General features: G+C 60.4%; 20 protein-coding genes and 1 riboswitch. Of the genes, 10 read left to right on the forward strand and 10 right to left on the reverse strand.

Annotation, left to right across the window (positions count from 1 at the left end):
* Nucleotides 1–4: 4 nt before the first annotated feature.
* The gene (locus HPDFL43_RS20535; protein ID WP_007199351.1) at nt 5–283 is read right to left on the reverse strand and encodes a type II toxin-antitoxin system ParD family antitoxin; all 279 of its coding nucleotides are present in this window, start codon (nt 281–283) and stop codon (nt 5–7) included.
* Between the two features lie 305 nt (nt 284–588).
* Here HPDFL43_RS20535 and trhA point away from each other — a divergent pair, with 305 nt between their 5' ends.
* The gene (trhA, locus tag HPDFL43_RS20540) at nt 589–1,224 is read left to right on the forward strand and encodes a PAQR family membrane homeostasis protein TrhA (protein ID WP_007199352.1); all 636 of its coding nucleotides are present in this window, start codon (nt 589–591) and stop codon (nt 1,222–1,224) included.
* Between the two features lie 19 nt (nt 1,225–1,243).
* On the opposite strand, the gene HPDFL43_RS20545 is transcribed toward trhA, so the two are convergent.
* Together HPDFL43_RS20545 and HPDFL43_RS20550 are read right to left on the reverse strand one after the other, a co-directional pair.
* A complete protein-coding gene (locus HPDFL43_RS20545) occupies nt 1,244–1,783 on the reverse strand; it encodes a leucine-rich repeat domain-containing protein (protein ID WP_156970355.1) in 540 nt (179 codons plus the stop codon).
* A 225-nt stretch (nt 1,784–2,008) separates the two neighbouring features.
* Entirely contained in the window at nt 2,009–3,775 is a 1,767-nt protein-coding gene (locus HPDFL43_RS20550; RefSeq protein WP_007199354.1) for an SLC13 family permease, read from the reverse strand.
* A 186-nt stretch (nt 3,776–3,961) separates the two neighbouring features.
* Here HPDFL43_RS20550 and HPDFL43_RS20555 point away from each other — a divergent pair, with 186 nt between their 5' ends.
* Entirely contained in the window at nt 3,962–4,423 is a 462-nt protein-coding gene (locus tag HPDFL43_RS20555; RefSeq protein WP_007199355.1) for a MarR family winged helix-turn-helix transcriptional regulator, read from the forward strand.
* A 2-nt stretch (nt 4,424–4,425) separates the two neighbouring features.
* Nucleotides 4,426–5,142 carry a deiodinase-like protein gene (locus HPDFL43_RS21520; protein ID WP_007199356.1) on the forward strand — a complete coding sequence of 239 codons (717 nt, stop codon included), beginning with the start codon at nt 4,426–4,428 and terminating at the stop codon, nt 5,140–5,142.
* A gap of 20 nt (nt 5,143–5,162) precedes the next feature.
* Here the strand turns inward: HPDFL43_RS21520 and HPDFL43_RS20565 are convergent, their stop codons facing one another.
* The 5 genes from HPDFL43_RS20565 to HPDFL43_RS20585 all read right to left on the reverse strand — a co-directional run bounded on the left by HPDFL43_RS20565 (nt 5,163) and on the right by HPDFL43_RS20585 (nt 10,222).
* Nucleotides 5,163–6,146 carry an ABC transporter substrate-binding protein gene (locus HPDFL43_RS20565; RefSeq protein ID WP_007199357.1) on the reverse strand — a complete coding sequence of 328 codons (984 nt, stop codon included), beginning with the start codon at nt 6,144–6,146 and terminating at the stop codon, nt 5,163–5,165.
* A gap of 2 nt (nt 6,147–6,148) precedes the next feature.
* Entirely contained in the window at nt 6,149–6,898 is a 750-nt protein-coding gene (locus tag HPDFL43_RS20570) for an ABC transporter ATP-binding protein (protein ID WP_007199358.1), read from the reverse strand.
* Entirely contained in the window at nt 6,895–7,683 is a 789-nt protein-coding gene (locus HPDFL43_RS20575) for an ABC transporter permease (protein WP_007199359.1), read from the reverse strand. Before HPDFL43_RS20575 ends, HPDFL43_RS20570 begins: the two co-directional genes overlap by 4 nt.
* 4 nt (nt 7,684–7,687) lie before the next feature.
* Nucleotides 7,688–8,296: a YkoF family thiamine/hydroxymethylpyrimidine-binding protein gene (locus HPDFL43_RS20580; protein ID WP_007199360.1), complete on the reverse strand. Its 609-nt coding sequence runs from the start codon at nt 8,294–8,296 to the stop codon at nt 7,688–7,690.
* Nucleotides 8,291–8,404, reverse strand: a riboswitch (TPP riboswitch). It overlaps the preceding gene by 6 nt.
* A gap of 171 nt (nt 8,405–8,575) precedes the next feature.
* A complete protein-coding gene (locus HPDFL43_RS20585) occupies nt 8,576–10,222 on the reverse strand; it encodes a diguanylate cyclase (protein ID WP_007199361.1) in 1,647 nt (548 codons plus the stop codon).
* Nucleotides 10,223–10,433: 211 nt separating this feature from the next.
* Between HPDFL43_RS20585 and HPDFL43_RS20590 the strand changes: the two genes are divergently transcribed.
* From HPDFL43_RS20590 to HPDFL43_RS20615, 6 genes are all read left to right on the forward strand, one after another.
* The gene (locus tag HPDFL43_RS20590) at nt 10,434–11,489 is read left to right on the forward strand and encodes an MBL fold metallo-hydrolase (RefSeq protein ID WP_007199362.1); all 1,056 of its coding nucleotides are present in this window, start codon (nt 10,434–10,436) and stop codon (nt 11,487–11,489) included.
* Between the two features lie 81 nt (nt 11,490–11,570).
* Nucleotides 11,571–12,449, forward strand: a complete 879-nt coding sequence (gene dapF, locus HPDFL43_RS20595; protein WP_007199363.1) for a diaminopimelate epimerase — start codon at nt 11,571–11,573, stop codon at nt 12,447–12,449.
* Nucleotides 12,446–13,822 carry a tRNA (N(6)-L-threonylcarbamoyladenosine(37)-C(2))-methylthiotransferase MtaB gene (mtaB, locus tag HPDFL43_RS20600; protein ID WP_084594748.1) on the forward strand — a complete coding sequence of 459 codons (1,377 nt, stop codon included), beginning with the start codon at nt 12,446–12,448 and terminating at the stop codon, nt 13,820–13,822. The genes dapF and mtaB overlap by 4 nt, the downstream gene beginning before the upstream one ends.
* 18 nt (nt 13,823–13,840) lie before the next feature.
* Entirely contained in the window at nt 13,841–15,436 is a 1,596-nt protein-coding gene (gene ftsY / locus HPDFL43_RS20605) for a signal recognition particle-docking protein FtsY (RefSeq protein ID WP_040449414.1), read from the forward strand.
* Nucleotides 15,433–16,131: a septation protein A gene (locus tag HPDFL43_RS20610; protein WP_007199366.1), complete on the forward strand. Its 699-nt coding sequence runs from the start codon at nt 15,433–15,435 to the stop codon at nt 16,129–16,131. The genes ftsY and HPDFL43_RS20610 overlap by 4 nt, the downstream gene beginning before the upstream one ends.
* Before the next feature lie 134 nt (nt 16,132–16,265).
* Entirely contained in the window at nt 16,266–17,453 is a 1,188-nt protein-coding gene (locus HPDFL43_RS20615; protein ID WP_007199367.1) for a cytochrome P450, read from the forward strand.
* An 80-nt stretch (nt 17,454–17,533) separates the two neighbouring features.
* On the opposite strand, the gene HPDFL43_RS20620 is transcribed toward HPDFL43_RS20615, so the two are convergent.
* Complete coding sequence (locus HPDFL43_RS20620; RefSeq protein WP_007199368.1) at nt 17,534–18,754, reverse strand: 6-phosphofructokinase; 1,221 nt, start codon at nt 18,752–18,754, stop codon at nt 17,534–17,536.
* 266 nt (nt 18,755–19,020) lie between these two features.
* Nucleotides 19,021–20,022 carry a hypothetical protein gene (locus HPDFL43_RS20625; protein ID WP_007199370.1) on the reverse strand — a complete coding sequence of 334 codons (1,002 nt, stop codon included), beginning with the start codon at nt 20,020–20,022 and terminating at the stop codon, nt 19,021–19,023.
* A 239-nt stretch (nt 20,023–20,261) separates the two neighbouring features.
* Between HPDFL43_RS20625 and HPDFL43_RS20630 the strand changes: the two genes are divergently transcribed.
* Nucleotides 20,262–21,248 carry a PDDEXK family nuclease gene (locus HPDFL43_RS20630; RefSeq protein ID WP_007199371.1) on the forward strand — a complete coding sequence of 329 codons (987 nt, stop codon included), beginning with the start codon at nt 20,262–20,264 and terminating at the stop codon, nt 21,246–21,248.
* Nucleotides 21,249–21,291 lie beyond the last annotated feature (43 nt).

The raw sequence follows: 21,291 nt of genomic DNA on the forward strand, positions 1-21,291 counted from the left end.
GGCCCTAGTCTTTTTGAGACAATCTTACCATTCCCCGTTTCACGATTTCGTCTGTAATGTCTTGGCCACCAGCATACTCGATACCTTCGCCCGCTGCAATTTCTGCGTCAGCAATGTCCACCAATGCACGCGTTTCGACAAGGCGGGTTTCATAATCCTCCAGCATCCGCAGACCAGCCCGAACAACTTCACTCGCATTGTTGAAGCGTCCAGACGCAACTTTCTCGGCAATAAAGGCTTCGTAGCGGTCTCCGACCACATAAGATTTCTTCACATTCGCCATGGCTCAGCCCTTTCTTTGTGGCCGATCATGACACAAAGTGAGAATAGTTCCTACTTTTTCTGATACGTGAATCCCATACGCATCCAGCACATGGCGAAAATAGGCCACGGCGAACTCGCTTGACTGCCAGCGCATCTCCAAGCCCGCATTTGTGACTTCACACTCCTGAACGACAGTTCTCGCACTCCCCCAGCCGCCGCATCCTCCCCAACCCGCCATCCAGCAAAAAATCCCGGCACCCTCCCCCTATTCTTGCCAGCTTGTTTTGCTATCTTCTAATATTGATGCGGAGTTTGAGGCGCCCCATGTACCCCACCTACACCAGATCAGAACGCATTGCCGACGGCAGCATGCACGCCATCGGGGTCACCGGGGCACTGCTCGGTGCGATCCTGTTGCTGGTGTGGGCGGCGCCGGTCGCCTCGCCCTTGGAAATCACGGCCATCTCGGTCTACGCGATCACGCTGATTGGCACATTCTCGGCCTCGGCGTTTTACCACATGACCCCGTGGGAGAGCCTCCGGCCGGTTCTGCGGCGGATCGATCATGCGGCGATCTATCTGAAGATCGCCGGCACCTATACGCCTCTGGTGGTGATGATCGGTTCCGGACTGGCCTATGTGGTTCTTGCCGTTGTCTGGGCCCTGGCGCTGGTCGGCATGGTGCTCAAGCTGGTGTTCTGGAGCAAGCCCGGTCAGTTCGGCCCCGCGCTCTATCTGATCATGGGGTGGATGAGCGTGGTGCTGTTCTGGTCGGCATGGTCACAACTGCCCATTGGCTACATCATCGCCGGTGGACTGCTCTACACCGTCGGCGTGGTGTTTTACGCGGCGAAGAAAATGAAATTCTCGAACGCGATCTGGCATGGTTTCGTCATTGCGGCGTCGGCCTGTTTCTTTGCGGCCATCACGGTTGTGACAACACAGCCGGCCATCGCCTAACCGTATCGTTCAGCCCGGTTCAGACGACCAAAAACATGTCAGAGCGCAGAGTGCGCAATGTCTCTAAGCGCCGGCGCATTTCTGGCGAGAAGGCATTGTTTTCGATGCACATCATTTTCAGCTTTGGGGCATCGAGCGCAAATTGCATGAGTGCTTCGCCGCTCTCATCACCCAGGTCACAGCCGACCATCCCGATCTCCGGGAGCGAGGCAGGCAAGGCGTCGACGAGGGCAACGGCACCGGTCTCGCCGATCTCTTGATTGTAGCTGATGCTGAATGAGCGCATCGCGCGCGCATCGTGCAAACGCAGCGCGTTCAGCCCCTGAGCGATCGCCAGCGCATCTTGCGGGCTCAAGCCGGCCCGGCGCAGATGCAGATCGAACCCGGACGCCGGAAAGCCATCCGCCTCCAGTTTCGCGGCCATCTGGCTGCAGACCGGTTTGCCAATCTCGCGTAGCGCTGCAATCAACGCTTGGCCCGCCATGCCGTCAATTCCTTCCAGCTTGACCCCTGCATAGGTCACGGTCGACAAGAAAGACGGCCCGACTGCGCCGATCAAAGCAAGCTTCCTGAGAAATTTCCGTCGCCACATCATTGCAGCCCATCTGACCAGAGCGAAAGACTGTCTGGCATATAATCCACAAGCCGGCTGGCCGCCAGACCTTAACTGATATGTCTCAAACTCGCATAGAGCCATGCGCCTGTAATCAAGACCAATACCAAGGGAAGGTGCGACATCCCGCACAAGCGGTACAATCATCGCGCCCCAATCTTGCACGCCCCTCTAAAACCCCCACACCCAGACGATCATCGGCACCGAAACGGCAATCACGATCACCTCGAGGATCAGGCCCATGCGCCAGTAGTCGCCGAACTGGTAGTTGCCCGGGCCCATGATGATGGTGTTGTTCTTGTGCCCGATCGGGGTGAGGAAGGCGCAGGAGGCGGCGACCGCCACGCCCATCAGGAACGGGTCGGGACTGACATCGAGCGTATTGGCGATGCTGACTCCGATCGGGGCCGCGATCAGCGCGGTGGCGACATTGTTGAGAAAGTCCGACAGTGTCATGGTGATCACCATCAGCACCATGAGCACCGCCCAGGGCGGCAGGTCGACGGTCTGGGTGACGATGAGCCCGGCAATCAGCTGGCTGCCCCCGGTCTGCTCAAGTGCTGCCCCCACCGGAATCAGGCAGGCCAGCAGCACGATCACCTTCCACTCGATCAGCGCGTAGAAATCGCGCCCGCCGATCACCCCGAGCGCCAGATAGGCCACCACGCACAGACCCAATGAAATTGTCAGCGGCGCAACGCCGATCACGGTAAGCGCAATCGAGGCCGCGAAAATCGCCAGTGCGGCGAGCGCCTTGGTCCGCTGCAACACCTCAAGCCGGCGGTTTTCCAGCGGCAGCACACCGAGCCAGGCGCTGGCGGCGGCAATGTTGTCATCCGGCCCGATCAAAAGCAGTACGTCGCCGGCCTTCACCGGCAGATTGCGCACCCGCTCGCGGAACCGCTTGCCCTGGCGCGAAACACCCAGCAGCGTCACACCGTGTTTCTGAACCAGCCGCAAGCCTGCCGTGGTCCGGCCAACAATGCGCGCGTCTTCTGGCACGATCACCTCGACAAGGCTCAGGGACTTGCCCAGCAACCCCCCATGGTGCTCGGCCCCGACCGTATCGAGCTCGGCCGCGCCCATGAACGCCTCGATCTGCTTGGGATCGCCTTCCAGCGCCAGAAAATCGCCCTGCCGGAGTTCGCGGGCACGCGAGAAGCCCGGCAGCCGCTTGCCCTGCCGCACAAGGCCCAGGATCGTGACGTCACTGTCATTGGCGAGGGAATAGAGGTCGCCGACGGTCTGACCGATCGATCTGGAGCCCTCCTTCACCCGCGCTTCGGCAACGTAGAGGCCCGCATCGCCTTCCAGCGAGACGGCATCGGGGCGCGCGGGCAGCAGACGCCAGCCGATGAAGGCCACATAGGCAATGCCGACAACAGCAACCGCGATGCCCACCGGCGCGAAATCGAACATAGAGAACGGCGCGCCGAGCGCATCCTCGCGGTATTGGGCAATCACGATGTTGGGCGGCGTGCCGATCAGGGTGATCATTCCGCCCAGAATGGTGCCGAAGGACAGCGGCATCAGCGAGAGCGAAACCGCCCGTTTGGCCTTGCGCGCCGCATCGATGTCGAGCGTCATCAACAAGGCCAGGGCCGCGACATTGTTGATCACCGCAGACAACGCCGCACCGGCCACCGCCATCACCCCGATATGGACAGGAAGCGGCCGGTCTGAAGAGATGACGAAGCGGGCGATCAGCTCGACCGCGCCGGAATTCATCAGCCCGCGCGAGACGATCAGAACAAGCGCGATGATGACGACGGCGGGATGGCCGAAGCCGCCAAAGGCCGCACCCGGCTCGATCAGCCCGAGCAGCACCGTGGCAAGCAAGGCGACAAACGCCACCAGATCGTAGCGGAACCGGCCCCACACCAGCATCCCGAACAGGACGATCAGAATTCCAAAAAGCATGATCTGTTCGGTGGTCATGGGGCGTGGTCTCTCGTGTCCTGGACGTGAAATTCCCGGCTGAGGGGTACATGGACCATGCCCATGGTCAACCCCGGCACTCACGACCCGATCACAACGACGGACACATAACGCGCCCGCCGCTCGTCTGACAAATTTGAAGTCCATGCTATTGCGTGTAAACTACACCTATTGTATATACCCATCATGTTCAATCATGAAGACATCGTCCTGCACTGGGTCAACCGGATCGGATTTCTCAGCCGAAGCGAACTGGCGGCGCGGTTTCGCGCGGCCGGCCATTCGATCAGCGCCGAAGAATGGGCGCTGCTGCTGATGCTCTGGGCAAAGGGGCCGAGAACGCCAGGCGAGCTGGCTCAGGAAACGGTCAAGGACCGGACCACCGTCACCCGGCTGATCGACGCCATGGTGCGCAAAGACCTGGTCACCCGTTCCGAGGATTTAGCCGACAGACGCCGCAGCATCATAACACTCAGCCGCCACGGCGAAGACCTCAAACACCTTCTGATCCCCATAGCCCAGGCCTTCATCGCCGAGGCCGTCGCCGAAATCCCGGTCGACGACATGGAAACAACCCTACGGACCTTGCGGAAAATCACCGAAACACTGACAGCGCGCACAGGCCCGGACGCCCCCGAAAGGAGCTGAACATGCAGGATTACAATTACGACGGGTTTTCGACCAATGACTACGAGTTCGACACCCAAACCGGCGCTGCCCTTGGGCACAAGGCCCTGGACTTCACGCTCGAGACAGTCGACGGCGAAAGCAGAAACCTGCTCGACTTTCCCGGAGATTTCCTGGTGCTGGAGCTTGGCAGCATCACCTGCCCACTGTTCCAGAGTCGGCGAACCATCATGGAACCGTTGCAGCGCGAATTCCCCAACGCAACTTCAGCCGTGCTCTATGTCCGAGAAGCCCATCCCGGCGCGAACATCCCCGCGCACAAGAGCTTCGTCGACAAGGCCCATTGCGCCCGCCGCCTCAAGCAGTTCGACGGCGAGACCAGGACCATATTCATCGACGATCTGGAAGGTCATGCGCACAAGGCCTATGGCAGCATGCCCAATGCCGTGTTCATCATCAACAAGCACAGATGCGTGGTTTTCCACGCGGAATGGAACAATCCCACCGCCACCCGCAAGGCGCTGCGGCAACTCACCGACAACAGCCCCGTCACTGCGCGCAGCTTCTTTTTCCCCGCAACGCCCGCTGTCGCCTTGCGCACGCTGGGCCATGCAGGCAAGGGCGCGGCTCCGGATTTCTTCCGGGGCCTGCCATTTCTGATCTGGGTCAACATCATCAAGCGGAACCTGCGGCTGCTGTTCAACAGGCCCGCGCAATACTCCGCCGAAACCCGGTGCTGACCTCTCAAAGATCCCGCGAGCTACTGCGCCAGATATTGGTTGGTGGTCCAGCCCGACACATCCGGCATTGCCTTGTGCACGTCACCATTGGCGTCGCGCAGGATCCCCGCTTCGAACAGGAAAGCGGTGATTCCTGAAATCAGCTCCGGATCGATCAGCCCGGCGGGTTCGCCGGGATCGCGCAGGAATCCGCCATCGACCAGCGCCTGCATGGAGGCGTGGACCAGATCGGGATTGGACAGCATGCCGTTGGTCTCCGCGATCAGAATGTCACCGGCTTCATCCGGATTGTCGGCGGCGAATTCATAACCGCGCTGGGCTGCCTTGACGAAGGCTTCGGCCGTGGCGGGATTGGCCGCAAGCCAGGTCGCATTGCCGCCCAGGAAGGTGGTGTGCTGATCCGGCACGCCATAATCGGCATAATTGAAGGCGCGCTGCGGGCGGCCGAGCAGCACCGAATTCACCCCTTCCCAAGTTCGCACCTCAAGGGTGAAATCGACTGAACCATTGGCCAGCGCCTCATAGGCCGAGGTGCCGAGCGTCACCGTCTCGAACCTGCCCTCGCCGCCATCATGCCGGATGATCGAGGAGATCAGCGCATTTTCCCAGGCGCTGCCGAAGCCGGCATAGATCTTTCCATCAAGATCGGCGGGACGCTGGATGTCCTCGCGCTCACCGTTGAACACCAGCCGCCCGGTTTCATGCTGCACCACTGCCATCACCGCTGTCATGTCAGCCCCCATCGAGCGCTGGCTGTGAAAGCCGACGGCGCTGAGGATTCCGAACTCTGCAACACCGGTCGCCACCAGCGTGCCCGACGAGGTGTCGGTGTAGGGCAGGATCTCGACATCAAGACCGGCATCAGTGAACCAGCCCTTGGCCTGGGCCACATAGAGGCCGACATGATTGGTGTTGGGCGTCCAGTCGAGCGCCACGGTGAGTTTTTCCGCAGCCTGCACCGGCAAGGCAACAAGCAGGGCAAGCGCTGCAAGGATGTGTTTCATGATCAGTCTCCTGTCTGGTTGAGAAGGGTGTCGAGAAGCTCGGCCTCAAGACGGCTTGCCTCTGGCGGCAACGAGCCGCCCAGCCGCGGGCGCGGCCAGGGAACATGGAATTCGGTTAGGATCCGGGCGGGCCGACGCGAGAAAACGTAGATCCGGTCCGACAGCGCCACCGCCTCACGCACATCATGGGTGACCAGAACTATGGTCCAGCGCGCCTGGCTCCAGCTGCGCTCGATGAAGCGCTGCATTTCGGCCCGGGTCAGCGCATCGAGCGCGCCGAAGGGTTCGTCGAGAAGCTGGATCGGGCGGTCCTGAACGATGGTGCGCAAAAGCGCTGCGCGCTGGCGCATGCCGCCCGAGAGCTGCGCCGGGTAGTGGCGCTCGAACCCCTCTAGCCCGAAGGCCGGAAACATCGGCAGCACATGACGCCGCGCGGCCTCCCGGTCCACCCCCTGCACCTCAAGGCCGAGCGTGACATTGTCGATGATCCGCCGCCACGGCATCAGCGCATCGCGCTGCGGCATGAAGGCGAATATGCGCTGTGTTTGTGAAAGCGGCGCGCCATCGACCAGGATCGTGCCCGCATCGGGACGAATCGCACCGGTGAGCAAGCGGAACAGGGTGGATTTGCCCGCGCCCGATGGCCCGAGGATCGAGACGAACTCGCCCCTGGCCACGCTCAGGGAAATGTTGTCGAGAACCGGGGTGCCGCCCAGTGTGACCGCCAGATTTGCAAGCATCAGCGCGCTCATTGACCCGCCCCCGCATGACGCCAGCCCAGCACCATGCGTTGGGCGAGAGCCGTTGCCGCAAACAGGGCCAGCGTCAGCGCTGAGCTGATCACCACCGCGGCCAGCATCAGATCGGGCCGGAAGCTGTTCTTGGCATTGAGAATGACGATACCGAGCCCTGCGCGGGCGCCGACATATTCGGCAAAGATCGCCGCCACCACCGCATAGGTGATCGAGATCCGTAAGCCGGCAAAGAAATAGGGCGTCGCCGAGGGCAGCCGGGCGCGGCGGAAGATCGTGGCGCGCGACGCACCCATCGACGCCAGCAGTGCCGAAATATCGCGATCGGTGGAGTGATAGCCATCCACCAGCGCGATCAGCATCGGAAAGAAGGTGACCAGCGCCACCAGCAGGATTTTCGGGGTCAGGCCAAAGCCGAACCACAGCACCACCAGCGGCGCGATCGCCACCAGCGGCAGGGTCTGGCTGATGACGAAGACCGGGAACAGGGCACGCCTGAGACGCGGGATGAAATCGATCAGAACCGACAGCGCAAACGCCACGCTGAGCGAACAGGCAAACCCGGTCAGGGTTGCGGTGAGCGTGGGCAGCGTGTTGGCCCACAGGATTTCGCGATTGGCCACGATCTGGCCGATCACCCGTGAGGGCGCCGGCAGCACCAGCGCCAAAATGCCCGAGGCACGGACATAGACTTCCCAGGCCGCGAGCAGAGCCGCGACACTGAGAATTGCGGGCAGGACACGGCGAAACCGTGCCGCCGGCAGGCGGGACAACAAACGGGCCATCGGATCAGGCGATCGAAGGACTGTTGGCTGAAACCGTCAGATCAATGGTGACATGGCCCTGCGGCGGGCCGAAGCGGCAGAAGGCCTCTTGCAGTGTGGCAAATACCGGACCCGAATCGCCGATCAGCCGGGTGCAGAAATTTTTCGACCGGTCGAACGTGCCGCTTCTCTTGAGGAAATCAATGCAGCCCATGATTTCGGCCATGTGGTCGCCGGCACCCATCACATAAAGCGAGAATTGCGCCCGCGCCGTCTCGCCGGTTTGTGGCGTTTCAGCCAGAGCGGCCAAGGCCCCGGCCTGCCGCGAATCAAGCGGTTCGGAAGGATTGGCAAGCGCATTGGTCTGGCAGATCGGGTCATCAGGCTCGCCGGGACAGCCACGCGACAGCGTTGCCCGCAGCACAACATGCTGCCGGGACGCGGCGGCTGCGACATAAAGATCGCGCAGGGCGGGAAACAGCACTTCCGGCGGCCCGACGATCAGCGTGGAGATATCGTCGGTCTCGATCCTGAGCCGCTCTCGATAGGGATCCAGCGCCGAGAGTGACGACATGATCACGTCCACGAACCCGTCGGTCATGGGGTAAAGGGAGACTTGCGCGCCTGCGAACATCCTGGTTCCTCCTTGCTACGCTGGCATTATCCAGATCAGCTTCGAGGGTCCGCAGGCTTGTCGCCCGCATCTCAGCCGCGGCTCTACGCGGCACCCCTGTGGTGAGCCGTATTCAACAGGCTTTGCATGCAAATGCAAGAGTCTTTTTGGTCAAGCGGCGTGGTTTTTTAAGCCGGCTTCAAAACGGCAATGCCTGCGCCGTACCGTCATCCATGTCTGAGATTTGAAAGGATGCGTGGAGATTGTTGCGCAAGGCAATCCGATCCAGCGCGCCAGGCATCACACCCAGGCTCTGTGTGTCCGGCGCTCGACCGCATTGCGGTTGTCGGTTGACCCGTCGCGGCTCATGCCGCCAAGATGCTCGCCCCAGACGACATCCGTGTTGCGACCGGATATCTTTGCCCGGTAAAGGGCAATGTCGGCTGCCTTTGTGCACTCTGTCAGCGACGCGCCTGCCTCGGGTGCGAAGGCTATGCCTGCAGAGAAAGACAGCTGGTCGTCCTTCAGCTCTACAATGGTCAGCGCGGCAAGCTCTTGCCGCCACAAACTGCATCGTTCCAGCGCCTGATTGCGGCCTGCGCCCGGCAACACGATGAGGAATTCCTCGCCGCCGTAGCGGAACGCAATTTCTCCGGCCTGCAAGCTGTCACTGAGGATCCTTGCAAAAGCCTGCAACACCTTGTCGCCGACATCATGACCGTGGCGGTCATTGACCTGCTTGAAGTAATCAAGATCCACGATGATCAAGGAAACCGGCGCGTCTTCGCGCGCACTCGCCAGTACAGGCGGCATGGTGGAGCTGGCGTGACGGCGATTGAACAGACCTGTCAGGTGGTCTTCAAAAGCCTGCCGCTCCAGTTTCTCCTGCAGCCGCAAATTTTCCTCAAGGCGCAGTTTCAGCGCTTTCCCGGTATCCGAGAGGCTTTGCTGCGCTGCTTCGCGCTCGGTGACGTCGCGCAACACGAACATGATGCTGCCTTGCCGGCCCCAGCGCTCCAGTGGCTGAACCGAGACTTCGAAGATCTTCCCCATCGCGGCGAAGTGAACAATCGGTTTCTTTGTCCCGGGCCCCCCGTCCGCAGCGACAAGACCCATCAGCGGGTGAAACGGCGGCAGTGTGGTCCCCACGGTTTCGTTGCTGAATCCCGTCAGCTTCTCCGCTGCCGGATTCATTTCGAGAACCAGACCGCTCGGCGCAAGCACGACGATCGGATCCGGCAGAACCGAGAAAATGATGCCCCGGGCAATGGGCGGTGCAGTGAACAGTTTTCCGCGGTGTTGGGCAAAAAGCACGGACAACACCGTTGCACCGAAGGCGAAGGGCGTCGGGTCATCGTTGAAAAGCCGGAACCCGAACAGAACGAAAGCCGCGTTGCATGCCCACGGGACACATGTTGCGATCAGCAGCGCAATCATCTGGTTTCTGTGCAGACGGGCGGCCCGCTTCAGTTGCGAAATCGACATCGCGCATGCCAGCATCATGCACAGATACGCCACCAGCAACAACGTGTAGAACAGCCATCCGTAGGTGAAGCTCGGCCGTTCTTCGTTGATGATTCCGGTGTAGAGCCCGTGATGATAGCCATCCGTCAGGGCGCCCAAGCCAGCCAGCGCGCTAACTATGAACATGATGGTGATGGGCAGGCGTTTGGTGACTTGGCTGAAGCCGGCATGGTCAAGAAGGGCTGCCGACCAGAACAGAGGCGTGGCCATGATGCCAAACCAGGCCAGCCTGCTGAACATTATCTTGTCCGTCAGGTCATCGCTGTTGAGGCGAAGCACGACCATGGCGGTCCACCAGAGCGATGCCACGGCGGCCAACCCGAAAGCGGTTCGCCCCGGCGCCTGTGGCGACCGGACGGTTATGACGATCAGAAGGATCACCAGCACCGTTATCACGACGAGGAGCGGAGTCGAGAAGCTCATCTTCTTTCCTTGGGCCAATCAGGCAGAGGGCGCTGGTTGCGCGTTTGTGAGCGCCTCTCCAAGTCAGAGATACCCGAGTTTTCCTAAAGAACCTTTGCCACAGACAGCAACATCTTGCCTGAAACGGCGCGCGGACCGGGCAAGCCAGTCTCTTGATCCTTTTCTGAGAAAGCCCATATTTCACACCATGAACCGACGCTCTTTTCTCAAAATGTCCGCGCTTGCAGGGTTGTTTGGCCTTGGCGCCTCTGGAACCGCAATGGCACTCATTCGCGCCAACAATCCCTATCATTCCGGCCCTGTCAGCGATCATTTCGACGGGACCCGGTTCTTCAATCCCGACGGCTCGGCGCCCAAGGGATTTTCGGAGCTGCTCAAGTGGAAGCTTGGCGAGACCAGCGAAACCTGGCCTGCAAGCGCCTCAAGCCCCTTTGCACCGGCAAAGCCGGAAGCCCGGGTTGAAGGCGATGCGTTGAGAATCACCATGGTGGGTCATGCGACGATGCTGATCCAGACTGCAGGAATCAACATCCTCACCGATCCCGTCTGGTCCGACCGCGCCAGCCCGGTGTCCTTTGCAGGCCCCAAAAGGATCATCGATCCGGGCGTCGCCTTTGAAGACCTGCCCAAGATCGATCTGGTGCTGCTGTCGCACAATCACTATGACCATCTCGATCTGACCACCCTGGCGCGGCTGCGGCAGGCGCACAATCCGCTGGTGATCACGCCGCTTGGCAATGACGCCATCATCAAGAACCATACTCCGGGTATGCAGATCATGACCGGCGACTGGGGTCAGGCCGTCAAATCCGGACCAGCAACCATCCATTTCGAACCCTGCCATCACTGGTCGGCGCGTGGCATGAATGACCGCTCCATGGCGCTGTGGGCGGCCTTCGTGATCGAAACGTCCGGCGGCAAGATCCTGCATATCGGCGACACCGGCTTCGACAAGGGCCGGCCCTACACCAATGCGAGGGAACGCCACGGCAAGTTCCGCGCCGCAATCCTGCCCGTCGGCGCCTACGAGCCGCGCTGGTTCATGAAGGACCAGCATCAGAACCCGGAAGAAGCCATCGAGGGTTTTGTGCTCTCGGGTGCCGACTACGCGCTTGGCCACCATTGGGGCACCTTCCAGCTGACCAATGAGGGGCGTGACGCCCCCAAGGACGTTCTCAATGCCGCGCTTGCCCAAAAGGGCGTTGCGCCCGAGCGCTTCCGGCCGCTTCATGTCGGTGAAGTCTGGGATCTTCCGCAGACGGCCTGAAGGTAAGATCAGGTCCGGCACACTGGTAATCCGGCCGCTTTTCAGCCATATAGGCCGGGAAGTTAACTGGTAGGCGCGCACATGGAATCGACGGTTCCTTTTGCAAAGATGAACGGACTGGGCAACGACATTGTCGTCATCGACATGCGTGGCCGCAGCGATGCCGTGACCTCGGAGGCAGCCATTGCGCTTGCGAGCGGGGACCGGACCGGCTTTGACCAGATCATGGCGATCCACGACATCGATCTCGACGGCGTCGATTACCGAATCGACATCCTCAACCGCGACGGCTCGCGCTCCCAGGCCTGCGGCAACGGCACGCGCTGTGTGGTCCAGGCGCTGGCGTCGGAAACCGGGCGCAAGAGCTTCACCTTCAAGACGCTGGCCGGCATTCTCACCGCCGAGGAACACGAAGACGGCCTGATCTCGGTCGACATGGGGCGGCCGGAATTTGCCTGGGACAAGATCCCGCTGGCCGAGGAGTTCCACGACACCACCCGGATCGAATTGCAGATCGGCCCGATTGACGCGCCGGTGCTGCATTCACCATCGGCCGTGGCGATCGGCAATCCGCATGCCGTCTTCTGGGTCAAGGACGACGTCTGGTCCTATGATCTCGAGCGTTTTGGCCCGCTTCTGGAGAATCATCCGATCTTCCCCGAACGTGCCAACATCTCGATTGCCCGGGTGATCGATGATCACACACTGGACATCCGGACCTGGGAACGCGGCACCGGCCTGACCCGCGCCTGCGGCTCGGCGGCCTGCGCGGCCGGTGTCTCGGCGGCCCGCACCGGACGCACAGGGCGCACAGTCACTGTGAATGTTCCCGGCGGTCCGCTTGAGATCGAATGGCGCGAGAACAATCACGTGATCATGACCGGGCCTGCGGAATGGGAATTCTCCGGCCGGGTCGACCCGCTGACCGGCGCCTGGCAGGCCGACGAGGTGCTTGCGTGAGCGGAGTGAAGGTGGTGACCTTCGGATGCCGCCTCAACACCTTCGAATCAGAAACCATGCGCAAGGCCGCGGAAACCGCAGGGCTCAACAATGCGGTGCTGGTCAACACCTGTGCGGTGACCGCGGACGCGGTGCGCCAGGCGCGGCAGACCATACGCAGGCTGCGGCGCGACAACCCCCACGCCCGCATCGTGGTTTCGGGCTGCGCCGCGCAGACCGAGCCTGAGACATTCGCAGGCATGGACGAAGTGGATGCGGTGATCGGCAACGACGCCAAGGGCGAGGCCGCCACCTACCGCAAACTGCCCGATTTCGGCGTCTCGCAGAGCGAGAAGATCCGCGTCAACGACATCATGGCGGTGCGCGAAACCGCACCGCAGATGATTGAGGCGGTCGCGGGCCATGCCCGCGCCTTCGTGCAGGTCCAGAACGGCTGCGATCACCGCTGCACCTTCTGCGTGATTCCCTATGGCCGCGGCAATTCCCGTTCGGTGCCGATGGGCGCGGTGGTCGACCAGATCCGCACTCTGGTCGAAAACGGCTATCAGGAAGTGGTCATCACCGGGGTCGATGCCACCAGCTATGGCGCCGATCTGCCCGGCAGGCCGAGCCTTGGCACCCTGGCCAGAACCATTCTCAACCAGATCCCCGAGCTCCAGCGGTTGCGACTGTCCTCGATCGATTCCATCGAGGTTGACGACGCGCTGATGGATCTGATTGCCGATGAGCCGCGCTTCATGCCGTATCTGCATCTTTCGCTGCAGCATGGCGATGACATGATCCTCAAGCGCATGAAACGCCGTCACAGCCGTGATGATGCTGTTTCCTTCTGCCGCACGGTGCGCGATCTCAGACCCGGCTTTGCCTTTGGCGCCGATCTGATCGCGGGATTTCCAACCGAGACCGAGGAGATGTTCGCCCGTTCTCTGGAGATCATCGAGGCGTGCGGCATCTCATTCCTGCACGTGTTTCCCTATTCGCCGCGCGAGGGCACACCGGCAGCCCGCATGCCGCAGCTTGACCGGGGCCTGATCAAGACCCGCGCCGCGCGGCTGCGGGACTCGGGCGAAAAAGCCTATCGCGCCCATCTCGGGGAGATGGCCAGGACCGGCGGCATCCATTCGGCGCTGGTCGAGTTTTCCGGCATCGCCCGGACAGAAAATTTCACCCCGGTGGTTGCGCCCGGCGCGCCGAAAGGGCAGATGGCACTGATCAGGGTTACCGGACAGGACGGCGAGCGGCTCACCGGGGAACTTGCAGAGGGGCCTGTTGGCGGAGAATTGGGTGGCAAGGCTGGTGGACAGCGCGTTGCCCTTTCACATGACGCGGCTTGGCAACCTGGCCTGAGCGCTCTCCCCGCAAGCTCGATCTGAAAAGGACACACTTCCGGCATGGCGTTCAATTTCATCAAGAAAGTCTTCTCCTTTGGCAAGACCAAGGACGAAGCGCCAGCTCCGGAATCAGAGCCGCAGATGGAGACGCCGGCAGCACCGCCGGAAACCGCCCCGCCCGAATCTTCGCCGGCACAGACTCCACAAGCAGACACGGCTCAGACAGAAGCCGCGCCCGGGCCAGAGCCCGTTGCGCCTGATGTCACGCCGGATCCTGACGTTGAGGAACCCGCGGCAGCTGCCACCGCGGAAACCGAACAGTCCTTCCCCCACAACCCCGGCGAAATGCACTTCACGCCGGAGACGGCGGGCAACGGCACGCTGTCCGCGCCTGAACCCCAGGATGAAGAACATTCCGGCGAACCTCCGCTTTCGGGCGAGGAACCGGACCAAGGCGCCGTTGCGGAAACCCCGGATCAGGTGACGCTGGCCGACATCGCGGCTGACCCGGCCATCGAACAGATCGCCGCCACCGAAGCGTTCGAGACCGCAGATCCCGAACCGGCGGCAGACACCGAACCTGAGCCTGAGCCTGAGCCTGAGCCTGAGCCTGAGCCTGAGCCTGAGCCTGAGCCTGAGCCTGAGCCTGAGCCTGAGCCTCGAAAGCTTATCGTCCGCGACGAAGTGTCAAGCGTGCAAACCGCGACGGAGCCCGCACCGACCGAGCCGGAACCGCAGGGCGGCTGGTGGCAGCGCCTGCGCCAGGGCCTGTCGCGCACCTCGGGTCAGCTCACCGGCCAGATCACCGGCATCTTCACCAAACGCAAGCTCGACGAGGAAACGCTCGAAGAGCTCGAGGACGTGCTGCTGCAGGCCGATCTCGGCGTTGAAACAGCGCTGCGGATCACCGACGCGCTGGCTTCGGGCCGTTACGGCAAGGACATTTCGCCCGCCGAAGTGCAGAAGGTCATGGCCGACGAGATCGCCCGCGTGCTTGAGCCGGTGGCCAAGCCGCTGGAGCTTGATCTCAGCCACAAGCCGCATGTCATTCTGGTGGTCGGCGTCAACGGCACCGGCAAGACCACCACCATCGGCAAGCTTGCCGCAAAACTGCATTCGGGCGGGCTCAAGGTGACGCTCGCCGCAGGCGACACCTTCCGTGCCGCAGCGATCGAGCAGCTCAAGATCTGGGGCGATCGCACCGGCTCGAAAGTGGTCTCGACCAAGCTTGGCGCCGATGCGGCGGGGCTCGCCTACGAAGCCTTCGAGACCGCCCGGGCGGATGGCGCCGACGTGCTGATCATCGACACCGCCGGCCGGCTGCAAAACCGCACCGAGCTGATGGACGAACTCGCCAAGGTGGTCCGCGTCATCGGCAAGCTCGACCCCGACGCGCCGCATACGGTGCTGCAGACGCTCGACGCCACCACCGGTCAGAACGCACTCAACCAGGTCGAAATCTTCAAAAATGTCGCAGGCGTCAACGGGCTGGTGATGACCAAGCTCGACGGGACCGCCCGCGGCGGCATTCTGGTTGCAATCGCGGCCAAGCACAAATTGCCGGTCTATTTCATCGGTGTCGGCGAAGGGGTAGATGATCTGGAACCCTTCGAGGCAGCAGATTTCGCCTCCGCCATCGCTGGAGAGCCAACATGAACGACAAGAGCCCCGACAAACAGGTGGCCGGCGAGGATCCTGCTCCATTGTTCGAGCGCGATCCCAACGATCCCAAGCGCAAGCACATCAATCCCGCCCTCAAGATGGCGCTGGAACTGGGTCCGCTTCTGGTCTTCTTCTTTGCCAATGCGCGTGGCGACTGGATTGCCGAGCGGGTGCCGTTTCTGGCCGATATCGGCGGACCGATCTTTGTCGGCACCGCCTGTTTCATGATCGCCACGGCGATTTCGCTCTCGGTCTCCTGGAGCCTGACCCGCACCCTGCCGATGATGCCGCTTGTCTCGGGCATTATCGTGCTGGTCTTCGGCGCCCTGACGCTGTGGCTGCAGGATGAGACCTTCATCAAGGTCAAGCCGACCATCATCAACACGCTGTTCGGCGGAATCCTGCTGGGCGGGCTGCTCTTCAAAAAGTCTCTGCTGGGCTACGTCTTCGATTCCGCCTTCCGCCTCGATGCCGAGGGCTGGCGCATCCTGACCCTGCGCTGGGGGATTTTCTTCCTGGTGATGGCCGTGGTCAACGAGGTGATCTGGCGCAATTTCTCCACCGATTTCTGGATCGCCTTCAAGGTCTGGGGCAACCTGCCACTCTCTATCGTCTTCACGCTGCTGCAATTGCCGCTGATGCAGCGCCATGCGCTGCCGGAAGAAGATGAGGAAGAGACCAAGAGCTAGGGCCAGGAGCCAGGGTAGGGTCCTGTCAGCGGATGATGGCAGGCGGACAGCTGATCAGGCAGCGCTGAAGCCCGCAGCCTGATCAGGCAGGCTTGAGCGTTGACATGTGCCGATCAGCACGGCACCCATGGATCATGCTTGATCTGCAGAATTTGCCCGGCGGGTTTCACGACAACCCCTTTCCCCATTACGACCGGCTGCTTTTGCACGCACCTGTGTGCCTCCAACCCGACGGCTCGGTGCTGTTGTCGCGTCACGCGGATCTTGAGCGGATCTACAAGGACACGGGCCTTTTCACCTCCGACAAGCGCGCTGCCTTCAAGCCAAAATTCGGCGAGAACAGTCCGCTGTTCGAGCATCACACCACATCGCTGGTGTTCAATGATCCGCCACTGCACACCCGTGTGCGGCGGATCATGTCCTCGGCTCTGACGCCGCGCGCCATTTCGCGGCTTGAGCCCGGCCTGATCGGCACCGTCGACGCCCTGCTGGATGCCTTGCCGCAAAAGGCGGACCTGATTGAGGATTTCGCAGCGCAGATCCCGATCCAGATCATCGGCAACCTGCTCGACGTCCCGATGGCGGACCGGGCGCCGTTGCGCGACTGGTCGCTGGCGATCCTCGGGGCCCTGGAGCCGGTGCTGACCCCCGCTCAGCAGGCTCAGGGCAATCAGGCCGTGGCTGAATTCAAGGCCTATCTGCAGGATCTCATCGCCCATCGCAGGCAGCACCCGGGAGATCCGGAAACCGATGTGCTGACCCGCCTGACAGCCGGCGATGAGGGCGGCAAATTGAGCGAAATCGAGCTGATACAGAACTGCATCTTCATCCTCAACGCCGGCCACGAGACGACCACCAACCTGATCGGAAACGCTCTCGCAATGCTCAATGATCACGCCGAGGAACAGGCCCGTTTGCGCGCCAATCCGGAGCTGATCAACAGCTGTGTCGAGGAGGTGCTGCGCATGGCTTCGCCCAATCAGTTCGGCAATCGCGAAGCCGCTAGAGACACCGAAATCGATGGCGTTGCCATCCCCGCAGGCACCAACCTGCACCTGTGCATCGGCGCCGCAAACCGCGATCCGGCGGTCTTCGGCAATCCCGGCAGCTTCAACATCGCCCGCAAGCCGAACCGTCACCTGGCCTTTGCCGGAGGGCCACATATCTGCGTCGGCCTCACCCTTGCGCGGCTCGAAGGCCGGGTGGCCCTGACGCGGTTCCTGAACCGCTTTCAAAGCTACCGGATAACCTCCCGCCAACAGGGCGGCCGCATAAGGTTTCGCGGATTCGCGCGGCTCGAGGCCGAGCTTTCAGGCGGCTGACAACGCCGCCACGCCACACTGCCGCGCATCCGGCCAAATGCACATGGCCGGACACCACAACCCCGCCCGGATGCGGGGCCTTATGACCGGACGGCCAGGATCTTCGGCACCTTGTTGGGGCGCAGGCGATGGGCGTCCGGCATGCCTGAGCCCAGCAACGGGCGAAGATACATGCGGAACGCGTCGGTGACGTCGTGACCCGAGGCCGCGATGAATTCGTCGGGCATGGTCCGGGTCTTTCCGGCAACCAATTCCAGCGGAACCAGTTCATAGTCGACCGAGTAGTGGCCGGTGCGCTTGATCGTCACCGATCCGTCGCGATCGCCGAACATGCCGTACTGAACGGCCTTTTCGCCCACTTCGCGGGCCTCGTTCTGGTCGACATCGGACACACATCCAACGAAACTGCGCTGGATGTAGCCGAGCGTGTCGCCGCGCACCCGGGTGATCCCCAACTCGTCCTTGACCTTCTGCGTCAGCAGATCGGCGAGCGCGCCGCTTCCCGACAATTGCACATTGCCATGGGCGTCACGTTCGATTGCCCTGGATAGTTTGGTGATGATGGGTTCACCCGAGGCGTCATGGATGCCCTCGCTGACGGCCACGATGCAGCGCCCGTAGCGCTCATAGACCTGCTTGACGTCGCTCAGGAACCCGTCGATCTCGAAGGTGCGCTCGGGCATGTAGATCAGGTGCGGGCCGTCATCGGAGAATTTCTTGCCGAGCGCCGAGGCCGCGGTGAGAAAGCCTGCATGGCGGCCCATGACAACGCCGATATAGACGCCGGGCAGCGCCGCATTGTCGAGATTGATGCCCATGAAGGCCTGGGCCACATAGCGCGCAGCGGAAGGGAAGCCCGGCGTATGGTCATTCTCGACCAGATCATTGTCGATGGTCTTCGGGATGTGGATGCAGCGCAGATCGTAGCCTGCCTTGCGCGCTTCATCATTGACGATGCGCACCGTGTCCGAGGAATCATTACCGCCGGTGTAGAAGAAATAGCCGATCTGGTGCGCCCGCAGCACCTTGAACAGTTCCTGGCAGTACTTCAGATCCGGTTTGTCGCGCGTCGAACCAAGCGCCGAGGACGGCGTGTTGGCGACCATCTCCAGATTGTGGGTGGTCTCCTGGGTCAGATCGTAAAAATCCTCGTCCAGGATTCCGCTCACACCGTGGACCGCGCCGTAGATCAACTCGACAGCGCGGAACTTGCGTGATTCCAGAACCGCCCCAACCATCGACTGGTTGATAACCGCCGTCGGCCCGCCCCCCTGGGCCACCAGTACCTTGCCGTGAAACACAGAATTCTCCCCTTGATACAAGCCCTAAACTGGCACCAATGGCGGCCGGTGAACAAGCGTTTATTTGCGGGGCCGGGGTGATCGGGCCAGACTCGCGTGGCTGGCAGGCCGGATGGCTCTGGCGGCTGATAGCGTTATGAGACTGGTTGCGGGGATGGGCAATTGTGGGCCCAATGCCGACGTTCTCCTAAAGGGCATTGAACAGCAGCTTAGCGCCCTTCGACTTTCTTTTTGAGCGCAGGCTTGAAAGCTATAGTTTGTAATATTCAGGACCCCCGGGAGCTATCACCTTCGCCTCTTCGGCGCGCGCTTGTCGCTCCGATAGGCGGTTCTCCGAACACGAGGCGTCGCGATTTTATTCCAATCTCTGCGTCAACAAGCTCAATTACGGCGTTATTTGGAGAATTCACTAAGAGGCGATTGAACACAGGCGGAAACTTTGGGTGCGTAAACATCATCTGAGGTAGCTTTATGTCTGCCAAGGTTCCCGCCAAGTAATCGGCCAGCCGTACAAATTCGGCGTATTCTGTCACGCCGTCCATGCCTGGTGTTGCAAAGGCTAGCTGAGGTCGACGAAGATCAACTACACCGCCTTTGATGCGCCGCATGCATTGGAAGAGCACCCACGCAAGATCGAAAGCGATGCCATCGTGTCGGTCAAACATTGCGTCCCTATCGCTAATCCAGCGAATGGTCAAAGGTGATTTCGCGTCATTAACCATAGCGAGAACGATGGTGGCAAAAGACGCGACAATGAATATCTGACGCAACAGTTTGAGCGACGGGTCTTTTTTAGCCAGTTCAGCGGCGAGAAGTCTTAGCCTCTGGCCGACGGCTTCGTAGTAAGCCGCATTTGGTGGCTCTTCCACCGCCCACTCTCGCACAATAGCTTGTAGCACATCTGCGAGTCCCTTCATCTCTGTTAGAGTAATGACACTCCTCAGATAGCGGCTTTGGCGCTCCACCAAAAAGCTAAAGCTGAACGTTACTGGACAACAGAGATAGTCGAGAAGCCCTTGCGATGGTTTCCGCGAAGCTTTTATGTCGCGGGGGGCCACCGCGGCTATATATGACGCGATATTATCAAGGGTATCGTGGTTCGGAAAAATGACAAACGAAAATGCATCGTTCTGCTTATTGCTATCGCCTAAACTATAGTCAGAAACAACATTCCATCCAGCTGCCGGCGGAACGTTTTTAAACCAGCGGCAGAAGTCGGAATTAATAGTTCGACTTGAGTTCTCAATAAGCTGAATTAGATCATACATGGATTATGCAATCATCTTCTTGGAGGTTTTTTGCTCAGACAAATAGATTTTAACCTTGCAATCTAATTAATGCTCAGAGGCCAAAGCAAAATTTGAATGTCGCCACCACCAATATCCACAAGGCGGCGACTTTGACAAATGCCGCAGATTACACGAACGTCTGCATTTCGATAGCAAGGCACTAAGCTGCAACAAGCAGAGCTTTTGGGCAGTTTGCTCGATACCGCAAGGTGTGAGAAATGAAATTCAAAGACAGGAACCTGCGAGTTCTGGCCGAAGCCGTAATTGGCGATGCTCCAAATTTCCCATACCGCTCTAGCAGCTACATTACGCGTTTCTTCGAAGAATGCGATATGGACTACGCACACGATGGCTCCACACGGTGGGCTTGGACTTCTGGTGTACTTGCTGAACTGTTGGCCGAACCATCGTCGGGGCCATACGCTCTACCCGAGCGATTTGTGCATGTTTTTCGTGTTCTGATGCACAAGGCTGACGCCGAAGAAGATGACCCTAATCGCGCCCTTGCGCTCGAACACATCAACAAGCCGTTTTCCCGTGAAGGCTTCGAAGCTTACTATGGGGAAGATGAGCTTCTCTACATCAGGCACATCGGCACAAACACAATCTCCCAAGCGGCGAACCCACATCGACCCTTCACACCCAAAGAATTGGAGCGGCGTGAAAATCTGAGTGGATATCTGGATAAATGCTCCGAAGACGAGCTGATAGAAGAAGTGCTTCTACCACTATTCCGGCAACTAGGATTTCATCGCATTCAAGCAGCGGGGCACACTGACAAAGCTTTAGAATACGGCAAAGATATTTGGATGCGATACGTCCTGCCGACACAACATGTTCTATACTTTGGAATCCAAGCCAAGAAAGGGAAAATCGACGCCGCAGGGATGAGTAAAGGTAGCAACAGGAATATATCTGAAATATATCAACAGGTTTTAATGATGCTGGGTCATGAAATATTCGATCCTGAGACAAGTAAGAAAGCCCTCGTGGATCACGCCTTCATCGTTGCAGGAGGCGAAATCACAAAGCAGGCCAAGAACTGGCTAGGTCAAAAGTTGGATGCCACGAAGCGAAGTCAGATCATGTTTATGGACAGGGATGATATCCTCAATCTGTTTACTGTAACAAATCAACCGTTGCCGTCTGGCGCGCTTCCTGAGGCTACTCACTCGTTTGGTTTGGATGACGACATCCCCTTTTAAGTTCCGCAGTTCGTATTCTGAAAGCGGACTTTGGTGGGTTCGC

This window comes from Hoeflea phototrophica DFL-43, assembly GCF_000154705.2.
Lineage (GTDB): Bacteria > Pseudomonadota > Alphaproteobacteria > Rhizobiales > Rhizobiaceae > Hoeflea > Hoeflea phototrophica.